Below are 10,526 nucleotides of genomic sequence, written 5' to 3'. Positions count from 1 at the left end.
ACTCACCGGCGGCTACCAGGCACCGAGTCTGCCAGCGCGGCTCACCCGGTAGCTCCCATTAGGCGGACAGCTCACGTTCCAGTGGAGTGCGGAAGGCGGGTCGGGTGCGGACGTCCCCGAACCAGTCGGCCAGTGCGGCAGCCTCCCGTTCGACCGCCGCGGTGGTCTCCCGGCCCGTATCCACCAGCAGCCGCCACACGATCTGCCCGCTGGGGCGCTGCGCCCATCCTCCGACAACACGGCCGTCACTCCACACGGTGGGGCCGATGTTCCCGTTGCGGTCGAAGAGAGCCGCGCGGTGGGCAGGGTCGGTGTACCAGTCCCGGTGCCGCCATCCCATGGCCGTCGGGTCGAGGGCGGGCAGCAGCACCACCCACGGTTCCGCCTCCCCGGGGTGCCGTTCCGCCCCCTCCGGCAGGTCGAAGCCGACACCTTCGTCCAGTTCGACCTCCTCCGCACCGGTCGCCGGGAGTGCCCGGCGCGTGGCCGTCATGGTCCAGCCTGTCCACCACTTGACGTCCTCGGCGGTGGCCGGTCCGAAGGAGGCCAGATACGAGTGGACCAGCCGGACCTTCGCCCGCTCCTCCGCCGAGCCTTCCTCGGCCGCGCCATGTCCCGCCGCCCCGTCTCCCGCCGGGCGGCCTCCGGACAGGCCGCCGCCCGCAGGTCCGGCTTCGACCGGCCCGCCATCGGGTGCGGGCGTGGAGGCGGGCAGGGCCCACCGGAACTGGCTGGACGTCCAGGAGCCCAGCGGACGGCCCCGCCGGATCCTGCCCTCGGCAGCCAGCACCCGCACCAGGCGGGCGGAGGCCGCCTGCCGGGCCTCGTAGGGCTTGCCCGGGGCCACCACGATCTGCTCGCGCAGTGCCGGGACGGCGGCACCCAGTTGCGCGGCGGTGGCCTCGCCGCGTTCCGCAAGCACGGCCAGCACCGCGTCTTCCGCCGCCCTGACCTTGGCTTCGTCCCACCCGGCGCCCTCGGCCAGGAACTTCAGGCAGCCGGCTCTCTCCTTCTCCGCGATGGCCCGTGCGGTGGAGGCGACCACGGTGGGTGCGAGGGTCGTGGGCACCACGAACATCGTGCGCCGCATGCAGAGCAGACGGGTCAGCGTGAGGTCCTCGTAGAGGGCCCGTTCCACCGCGGCCACCTCCGGCAGCCGCATCCGCGCCCTTGCGGCGAGGAAGACGGTGGCCGGGTCGGTGGCGTGCAGCCCCACCAGGCTCTCGGCGACCTGCTCCACCCGGTCGGCCCGCGCACCCGCCGCCAGGCGGTGCCGCTCCCCCAGCCGGGACCGGCGCTGGTCCGCGGTGATCCTGCGACGAGCGCTGCCCACGATGCCCCTCCTGCGGATCTCCGTGGCCTGCCCGTGTGCCGACCCGGTCCTTCGCATCGTAGGCGGCACCCCTGACACCGGCCCTGCTGCGGACATCGCCCCCAGGCACCGGCCCGCCCACACCCACCGGTCCGCAGGACCGGCTCGGGGCTCGGCCCATCCGTCGCAGGTGCAAAGATACCGTCGGCCGATACGGACGAGGGGACCCGAGTACGGTGCCGCCATGGAGACGGGTGACTGGCGGACGGATCGCATCGGCAGTGCGTTGCGAGGAGAGAACCCGTGCGTGCTGCGGCGCTTGGCCGCGGGTTTCGCCGTGATCGGGGACGTGCAGTTCCTGCCGGGCTATTCGGTACTGCTGGCGGATGATCCGCAGGTCAGCAGGTTGTCCGAGCTGCGTCGCGGCCGGCGGCTCGCCTTCCTGGCCGACATGGACCGTCTCGGTGAGGCGGTGGAACGGGCCTGCGCCGGCGCCGATCCGGCGTTCGCCCGGGTGAACCTGGAGATCCTCGGAAACACCGACGGTTTTCTGCACGCCCACGTGTGGCCACGGTACGCGTGGGAGCCGGCGGACCTGCGGCGCATGCCGGTGTGGCTTTACCCGCGCGACAGGTGGACCGACGCCCGCCACGCCCTCGCCCCGCAGCACGACGGGCTGCGCGCGGCGATCGGCGCCGCACTGGACGAGGACACCAGCAGACCGGCAACCACGGACGGCTGCTGACGTCGGCGGTTGCCTGCGCTGCCGCCCGGCCCCCGGAGTCACCCGGGCAGCGCTCGCAGCCTCAGTTCCGGCGCCCGGAAGTCCACCAGCCAGCGCATCCGGCGGTCCCGTGCCGCGAGACCGGCACGGGCGGCGTCGGCCCAGTCCTCCCGGTCCAGCAGGGACACGTATGCCGCCCGAAGGGCTCGCCTCTGCTCCGCCGTGCACCCGGCGGCTTCGGGAGAGGCGGTTGTCAGGAACTGGGCGAGCATCGCGAGGGTGACGAAGCCCTCCACGCTCGGGCTGAGCAGGCGCACCTGGCCGGAGTGGGCTTCCCAGACCATTGCCGAGTGAGGGTAGTGGGCGAGCGTGGCGCCCGTGCCTTCGCAGTCGCTCATCATGAGGAGCAGCCGACCGGTGTGCTCGATGAACTCGTGATCACTAGCGAGGTCCCGCACGGCCTCGTGCAGTCCTGCCGCGACGGCGACCGTGCCGGCGAAGTAGCGGTTCAGGTAGTCGTCGTCGCAGGCCCGGCGGAGCAGCCATGGCCGGGCAGCGGGGTCGTCGAGTCGGCAGAGGGCTTCCACGACGTGGACCCTGCCCCATCCGGTGACACGATCGGCGAGCCAGAGCAGGGCCTCGGTCCTGCCTGGCAGCCGTTCCAAAGCGTGTGCCGCCAGCGGGCCGAACCGGCGGGACAGCAGTCCGATCGTCTGGATCAGGGGGATGTCATCGGTCGTCGCCACGGCCGCGACCAGTGCGAGTCCGACAGTGACCGAGCACCGATCGACCCCGTTCCGAACCAGCCACCTGCCCGCTCGGCGCACTTCGTCCCTGTCCGCCCGCTCAGCGGCGGCGGCGATGTGCCGGTTGTGGTGGATCGGGACGTGGAGGCCGTGGAAGGCATCCGCCAGCTCGCCGGGCGGCGCGGAGGCCCGACGGAAGTGCGCGTCCAGGACGAGCGCCGCTTCCACACCCGCCATGTGCTGTCCCCCGACCGCCCCGGAGCGGGAGCGACGACGGTGCGCCCTGTCGTCGGGATACGGTTCGCCGGCGCGGGGCAGCGGCTCGCACGGTGCCAGCCGGTGCAGTCGCAGGGCGTGGCCGAACAGTGTCGACGTCGATCCGGGCAGTCCTGTCCCGGTCGTACCGCTCAACGGCGGACGGCGGACTCGCTTCTCTTGATCATGTCCGGAGCATGCCACGACGGCAACCACTGCGGCAAGCCTCTTCACGGCGACCCACCGAGCCGAACGGCTCGTCGCGTCGGCACGACCCCGCTCCCTCCGGACGCCACCCCCGCGCCTCACGCACAGGCGGCAGGGGCCGGTGGAACCGGTCACCCGGTCCCACCGGCCCCTGCTGCTCGGTCACGCCTCAGCGGCGCCGGCCGTCAGCTGCAGCCGCTGGTGGAGCCGCAGCCCTCGCAGAGGTAGCAGCTGCCCGCGCGGCGCATCTTGGTGCCGCAGGAGAAGCACAGCGGGGCGTCGGCGTTCAGGCCCAGCTGCATCTCGGCCAGTTCGGTCGAGTTGTGCGCCTTCGTCGGGGCCGGCAGCTCGGTGGCGGCGACCTCCGGCTCGTGCTGCGGGCCCGGCTGCCGGGTCGCGGCGGGCTGGCGCGGAGCGGACTGGGAGAGGCCCTCGACGTCCATCTCGTCCTCGGACGGCTCGTAGGAACCGGTCTCCAGGTGCCGCTGGCGTTCGGCGGCGGAGTGGATGCCCAGCGCCGAGCGCGTCTCGAACGGGAGGAAGTCCAGCGCCAGGCGACGGAAGATGTAGTCGACGATCGACTGCGCCATCCGCACGTCCGGGTCGTCCGTCATGCCGGCCGGCTCGAAGCGCATGTTGGTGAACTTCGAGACGTAGGTCTCCAGCGGCACGCCGTACTGGAGGCCGACGGAGACGGCGATGGAGAAGGCGTCCATCATGCCCGCGAGGGTCGAGCCCTGCTTGGACATCTTCAGGAAGACCTCGCCGAGGCCGTCGTCCGGGTAGGAGTTCGCCGTCATGTAGCCCTCGGCGCCACCGACGGTGAAGCTGGTGGTGATGCCGGGACGGCCCTTGGGCAGCCGCTTGCGCACCGGGCGGTACTCGACGACCTTCGCCGGCTCCGGCTCGGCGACGGGCTCGGCCGCCTTCTCCTTGGTCTTCGCGGAGAGAGGCTGGCCCACCTTGCTGTTCTCGACGTAGACGGCAAGCGCCTTGGTGCCGAGCTTCCAGCCCTGGAGGTAGATCTCCTCGACGTCCTCCACTGTGCTGGAGGCCGGCATGTTGACCGTCTTGCTGATCGCACCGCTCAGGAAGGGCTGCGCGGCGGCCATCATACGCACGTGGCCCATCGGGGAGATGGAACGTTCCCCCATGGCGCAGTCGAAGACCTCGTAGTGCTCGGGCTTGAGGCCCGGGGCGTCGATCACGTTGCCGTGCTCGGCGATGTGCGCGACGACCGCCTCGACCTGCTCGGGCTGGTAGCCCATCCGCTTGAGCGCCTTGGGGACCGTGTTGTTCACGATCTGCATGGACCCGCCGCCGACCAGCTTCTTGAACTTCACCAGTGCGAGGTCGGGCTCGACGCCGGTGGTGTCGCAGTCCATCATCAGGCCGATGGTGCCGGTGGGCGCCAGCACGCTCGCCTGCGCGTTGCGGAAGCCGTTCTTCTTGCCGAGCCGCAGCACGTCCTGCCACGCCTCGGTGGCCGCCGCCCACACCGGGTTGTCCAGGTCGTCCATGCGCTTCGCCGCGGTGTTGGCGTCGGCGTGCTGCTGCATGACGCGCCGGTGCGCCTCGGCGTTGCGGGCGAAGCCGTCGTACGGGCCGACGACCGCGGCCAGCTCGGCGGACCGGCGGTAGGAGGTGCCGGTCATCAGGGAGGTGATGGCGCCGGCAAGGGCCCGGCCGCCGTCGGAGTCGTAGGCGTGGCCGGTCGCCATGAGCAGGGCGCCCAGGTTGGCGTAGCCGATGCCGAGCTGGCGGAAGGCGCGGGTGGTGTCGCCGATCTTCTCCGTGGGGAAGTCGGCGAAGCAGATGGAGATGTCCATCGCGGTGATGACCAGCTCGACCACCTTGGCGAAGGTCTCGGCGTCGAACGACTGGTTGCCCTGGTCGTCGTCGCGCAGGAACTTCATCAGGTTGAGCGAGGCCAGGTTGCAGGACGAGTTGTCCAGGTGCATGTACTCGCTGCACGGGTTGGACGCGGTGATCCGGCCCGACTCCGGCGAGGTGTGCCACCGGTTGATGATGTCGTCGTACTGGATGCCCGGGTCGGCGCAGACGTGGGCGGCCTCGGCCATCTTGCGGAAGAGCGCCTTCGCCTCGACCTCCTCGATGACCTCGCCGGTCATGCGGGAGCGCAGACCGAACTTCGAACCGGCCTCGACGGCCTTCATGAACTCGTCGTTCACGCGGACGGAGTTGTTGGCGTTCTGGTACTGGACGGACGTGATGTCGTCGCCGCCCAGGTCCATGTCGAATCCCGCGTCGCGCAGCGCGCGGATCTTCTCCTCCTCCTTGACCTTCGTCTCGATGAAGGCCTCCACGTCGGGGTGGTCGACGTCCAGCACGACCATCTTCGCCGCGCGGCGGGTGGCGCCACCGGACTTGATGGTTCCGGCGGAGGCGTCGGCGCCGCGCATGAAGGAGACCGGGCCCGAGGCGTTGCCGCCGGAGGAGAGCAGTTCCTTGGAGGAGCGGATGCGGGAGAGGTTGAGGCCGGCGCCGGAGCCGCCCTTGAAGATCATCCCCTCTTCCTTGTACCAGTCGAGGATGGACTCCATGGAGTCGTCGACGGACAGGATGAAGCACGCCGAGACCTGCTGCGGCTGCGCGGTGCCGACGTTGAACCACACTGGGGAGTTGAACGCGAAGACCTGGTGCAGGACGGCGTAGGCCAGTTCGTGCTCGAAGATCTCGGCGTCGGCCGGGGAGGCGAAGTAGCCGTGCTCCTCGCCCGCGGCGCTGTAGGTCTTCACCACGCGGTCGATGAGCTGCTTCAGGCTGGTCTCCCGCTGGGGCGTGCCGACCGCGCCGCGGAAGTACTTGCTGGTGACGATGTTGGCCGCGTTGACCGACCAGAACTCGGGGAACTCGACGCCGCGCTGCTCGAAGTTGACCGAGCCGTCGCGCCAGTTCGTCATGACGACGTCGCGACGCTCCCAGACGACCTCGTCGTACGGGTGCACACCGGGAGTGGTGTGGATGCGCTCCACGCGCATGCCCTTGCTCGCCTTGCTGCCCTTCGCACGTGCGCTCCGTGCCGGGCCGCTCGCCGTCTCTGTCACTTCCGCCTCCCTGTTCGGGCGTAACGCCCTGATATGCCCCGATTGTTCCGGGCCACGATGTCTGCCTGCCGACCGGTCCGCGTGGGGCGGCCGGTCACGTCTGTGGTGGTGGGGCCGCTCAGTCGGCGGCCGGGGCCGGGACGGGCACGGGAGTGCCGCCGTCCGGCGCGTCGGAGGTTCCGAGCTGTGCCGCCCGGAGCTCCGCGATCGCTGCTTCGAAGTCCTCCAACGAGTCGAACGCCCGGTACACCGAGGCGAACCGGAGGTACGCGACGACGTCCAGCTCGCGCAGCGGGCCGAGTATCGCCAGTCCGACGTCGTGGGTGGACAGCTCCGCGCTGCCGGTGGCGCGCACCGCCTCCTCGACCTGCTGGCCGAGCTGGGCGAGCGCGTCCGCGGTGACGGGGCGACCCTGGCACGCCTTGCGCACTCCGGCGATCACCTTGTCCCGGCTGAACGGCTCGGTCACGCCACTGCGCTTGATCACGGTGAGTGACGCGTTCTCCAGCGTGGTGAAGCGCCGGGAGCAGTGCGGGCACTGCCGGCGCCGCCGGATCGCGGTGCCGTCGTCGGCGGTCCTGCTGTCGACGACGCGGCTGTCGGGGTGTCTGCAGAAGGGGCAGTGCATGTCTTTCCACCTTCCTTCCACCCTCGTCGTGCACGGTACGCGCAGGCGGACCGCACAGCTGCACGGCGTCCTGCGTCAACACCGCAAGGTCCTGGTTCACACCCGCGGCGGCTGGCCTCCAGCATAGGCGATCCCTCCGCCAAGAACGACGGGGGACCACAACTTGTGGGTGCCGACGCCTATACAACCACTACATCTGGTGCCTGGCCGCCAATACGAGCAACTCGCACCCTCGCGCGTGTCGCGCTTCGCAGGGGCCCTGCGACAGGGGAGGCTGAGGGGCGGCACAGGGGAGGCTACTGCAGTCAGGGCGCTCGTGGAGAATCGCGCAGGCAGCCCGGCTCATACACCGCGACCCCTTCAGCGTCAGCCGAACCCGGATATTTCACTCGAACGTGTGTTTGGCGCAACCTTTCGAAAGCAACTACCGTTGTCCCATTAGGGAGAACCGCTGGAGAACCGCTCAGAGGGGCCGACGTGACCACCACCGCAGACAGCGCCATCATCACTCCGCAGGACCGTTCACAGGAGCACGTCGACCCGATGCGCCCGACGAACGACGGTGCGGGGGTGCCGGGAAGCGCGGCCGGCGCGTCGGAGACCAAGCCCGGACGCGCACTGCCCGGACGACCTCCCGGTATCCGCGCCGACAGCAGCGGGCTCACCGACCGCCAGCGCCGGGTGATCGAGGTCATCCGCGATTCGGTGCAGCGACGCGGCTACCCGCCGTCGATGCGGGAGATCGGCCAGGCCGTCGGCCTGTCCAGCACCTCCTCCGTCGCCCACCAGCTCATGGCGCTGGAGCGCAAGGGCTTCCTGCGGCGCGACCCGCACCGCCCGCGCGCCTACGAGGTACGCGGCTCGGACACCCCGAGCACGCAGGCCGCCGACACCGCCGGCAAGCCCGCTGCGTCCTATGTGCCGCTGGTCGGCCGGATCGCCGCCGGCGGCCCGATCCTCGCCGAGGAGTCCGTCGAGGACGTCTTCCCGCTTCCGCGCCAACTGGTCGGCGACGGTGAGCTGTTCGTGCTGAAGGTGGTCGGCGACTCGATGATCGAGGCTGCCATCTGCGACGGGGACTGGGTCACGGTCCGCCGCCAGCCGGTCGCCGAGAACGGCGACATCGTCGCCGCCATGCTGGACGGCGAGGCCACCGTCAAGCGCTTCAAGCGCGAGGACGGTCACGTGTGGCTGCTGCCGCACAATGCTTCCTACCAGCCGATCCCGGGCGACGAGGCCACCATCCTCGGCAAGGTGGTCGCGGTGATGCGCCGCGTGTGAGCGGCAGCCGATCAAGGACCAGGCCCCGGGGCGACTGCGCCTGTCCCGGGGCCTGACGCACGCCCGCTCGGCAGCGAGCAGCACGGGCGGAACCGGCAGGTCAGTCGGCAGCTGGTGTGTTGATGGCGGCGAGGGAACGGCGGACCTGGTTGCGGTCCGTGGTGTACCAGAAGTCCGGCATCGACGACCGCAGGAAGCCGCCGTACCGGGCGCGTGCCAGCCGCGGGTCGAGCACGGCGACCACGCCCCGGTCGCCGGTGGCGCGCACCAGCCGCCCGGCACCCTGCGCCATCAGGAGCGCGGCGTGCGTCGCGGCGACCGCCATGAAGCCGTTGCCGCCCGCCTCCTCGACGGCCTTCTGCCGCGCGCTCATCAGCGGGTCGTCCGGCCGGGGGAAGGGGACCCGGTCCATCACCACCAGCTGGCAGTGCGGGCCGGGGACGTCCACGCCCTGCCAGAGGCTGAGCGTGCCGAACAGGCAGGTCGGCGCGTCCTCCGCGAACCGGCGGATCAGTTCGCCGAGCGTCTCCTCGCCCTGGAGCAGGATCGGGTGGTCCAGCCGCCCGCGCAGTTCCTCGGCGGCGTTCTGCGCGGCCCGCATCGACGAGAACAGGCCGAGAGTGCGTCCCCCTGCGGCCTCGACGAGTTCGGTCAGCTCGTCCAGCATGTCGCTGCGCCCGCCCTCCCGGCCGGGCGGCGCGAGGTGCTGGGCCACGTAGAGAATGCCCTGCTTGCGGTAGTCGAAGGGCGAGCCCACGTCGAGGCCCTTCCAGCGGGGCATCTCGTCGAGCTGCTGTCCTTCCGGAGCGAGGCCGAGGGAGGCGCCGACGCCGTTGAAGTCGCCGCCCAGCCGCAGGGTGGCGGAGGTCAGCACCACCGACCGATCCGCGAACAGCTTCTCGCGCAGCAGACCGGACACCGACAGCGGCGCCACCCGCAGCGAGGCACCGAAGCGGTCGTGCCGCTCGTACCAGACGACGTCGTACTCGGAGCCCTCCAGCAGCCGTTCCGCCACCGTGTGCACACCCTCGATCGAGGCGACGGCCTGCTTGCGCACGGCGTCCTCGTCCTGCACGGACTTGTCCCGGGTGTTGCCGAGCGCGGTGAGGCAGGTGCGGGCGGCGTCGCGCAGCGCGGCCAGGGCGTAGCCGAGCTCTTCGGGGATCTGCTCCAGGCGGCCCGGCAGGGCGAGCTCCATCAGCCGCTCGAAGGTCTCCGACGCGGTCTGGAGCTGATCGGCGGCCTTCTCGTCGACGAGCTTCGCGGCCCGTCGCACCGCGCGCCGCACCCCGCCGGGGGTCAGCTCTCCGGTGGCGACCCCGGTGACGCGGGAGACCAGCTCGTGGGCCTCGTCCACGATCAGCACCTCGTGGCCGGGCAGGATCGGCGCACCCTCGATGGCGTCGATGGCCAGCAGCGCGTGGTTGGTGACGATGACGTCGGCCAGCTTGGCCCGCTCGCGGGCCGCCTCGGCGAAGCAGTCAGCCCCGTAGGCGCACTTGCTGGCGCCCAGGCACTCGCGTGAGGAGACCGACACCTGGGCCCAGGCGCGGTCGGAGACACCCGGGGTGAGGTCGTCGCGATCACCCGTCTCAGTGTCGTCGGACCAGTCGCGCAGCCGCAGCAGGTCCTTGCCGAGCCTGCTCGTCGCGCCGCTGCCGGAGTACGACGACGCCTGGGCCGCCTCGAACTGGTCGAACAGGCCCTCCTCCTCGTCCTGCGGCATGCCCTCGTGCAGGCGGTGCAGGCACAGGTAGTTGGAGCGCCCCTTGAGCATCGCGTACTCGGGGCGGCGCCGCAGCAGCGGCTGCAGCGCCTCGACCGTGCGGGGCAGGTCCCGCTCGACGAGCTGGCGCTGCAGCGCCAGGGTGGCGGTGGCGACGACCACACGCTCACCCTGCGCGAGGGCGGGCACGAGATATCCCAGCGACTTGCCGGTGCCGGTGCCGGCCTGGATCAACAGATGACTGCCGTCCTCGACGGCCTCGGCGACGGCCTCGGCCATCGCCGTCTGACCGGGCCGCTCGGTGCCGCCGACAGCGGTCACAGCAGCGTGCAGAAGTTCGGAGAGGGCAGGCCTGCCGGATGTCGCGCTCATAGGGCAGCCACCCTACGGGGTGGCACCGACAGCCCGTCGACGGTCACCTGGGAACCCCGCGGACGAGGTACCCCGCGGCGGCGCGCAGCCGCGGTGCGCCCGTCACCCGCCCGCCGAAAGCCCTGCCGCCACCTGCCACCTGCCGCCACCCAGCGTCACCCGCCGCCACCTCAGGTCGTCACCGCGCCGTCGGCGGGCGGCGCGGGT

At 71.3% G+C, this 10,526-nt stretch carries 7 protein-coding genes; 2 read left to right on the top strand and 5 right to left on the bottom strand.

Translation table 11 applies throughout. The annotated features are described in order from the left end of the window. Window positions 1-58: 58 nt before the first annotated feature. Window positions 59-1,333, bottom strand: a complete 1,275-nt coding sequence (locus tag QNO07_RS26420; protein WP_283995034.1) for a winged helix DNA-binding domain-containing protein — start codon at window positions 1,331-1,333, stop codon at window positions 59-61. Between the two features lie 223 nt (window positions 1,334-1,556). On the opposite strand from QNO07_RS26420, the gene QNO07_RS26415 reads away from it, so the two are divergent. Further along, complete coding sequence (locus tag QNO07_RS26415) at window positions 1,557-2,057, top strand: HIT family protein (RefSeq protein ID WP_283995033.1); 501 nt, start codon at window positions 1,557-1,559, stop codon at window positions 2,055-2,057. A 38-nt stretch (window positions 2,058-2,095) separates the two neighbouring features. Here QNO07_RS26415 and QNO07_RS26410 read toward each other — a convergent pair whose 3' ends face one another. The 3 genes from QNO07_RS26410 to nrdR form a co-directional block, all read right to left on the bottom strand. After that, complete coding sequence (locus QNO07_RS26410) at window positions 2,096-3,019, bottom strand: hypothetical protein (RefSeq protein ID WP_283995032.1); 924 nt, start codon at window positions 3,017-3,019, stop codon at window positions 2,096-2,098. Window positions 3,020-3,429: 410 nt separating this feature from the next. After that, window positions 3,430-6,312 carry a vitamin B12-dependent ribonucleotide reductase gene (locus tag QNO07_RS26405; protein ID WP_283995031.1) on the bottom strand — a complete coding sequence of 961 codons (2,883 nt, stop codon included), beginning with the start codon at window positions 6,310-6,312 and terminating at the stop codon, window positions 3,430-3,432. Window positions 6,313-6,430: 118 nt separating this feature from the next. Continuing rightward, window positions 6,431-6,940, bottom strand: coding sequence for a transcriptional regulator NrdR (gene nrdR, locus QNO07_RS26400; RefSeq protein WP_283995030.1), 510 nt, complete (start codon window positions 6,938-6,940; stop codon window positions 6,431-6,433). A 477-nt stretch (window positions 6,941-7,417) separates the two neighbouring features. On the opposite strand from nrdR, the gene lexA reads away from it, so the two are divergent. Beyond that, window positions 7,418-8,221 (top strand): transcriptional repressor LexA, encoded by an 804-nt coding sequence (gene lexA, locus QNO07_RS26395; RefSeq protein WP_283995029.1) that lies wholly within the window; start codon window positions 7,418-7,420, stop codon window positions 8,219-8,221. A 100-nt stretch (window positions 8,222-8,321) separates the two neighbouring features. Here the strand turns inward: lexA and QNO07_RS26390 are convergent, their stop codons facing one another. Further along, window positions 8,322-10,319 (bottom strand): ATP-dependent DNA helicase, encoded by a 1,998-nt coding sequence (locus tag QNO07_RS26390; RefSeq protein WP_283995028.1) that lies wholly within the window; start codon window positions 10,317-10,319, stop codon window positions 8,322-8,324. Window positions 10,320-10,526: the final 207 nt, after the last annotated feature.

It is taken from the genome of Streptomyces sp. 549 (genome assembly GCF_030124175.1).
Classification (GTDB): domain Bacteria; phylum Actinomycetota; class Actinomycetes; order Streptomycetales; family Streptomycetaceae; genus Streptomyces.
This window is presented reverse-complemented; position numbering and strand designations above follow the sequence as displayed.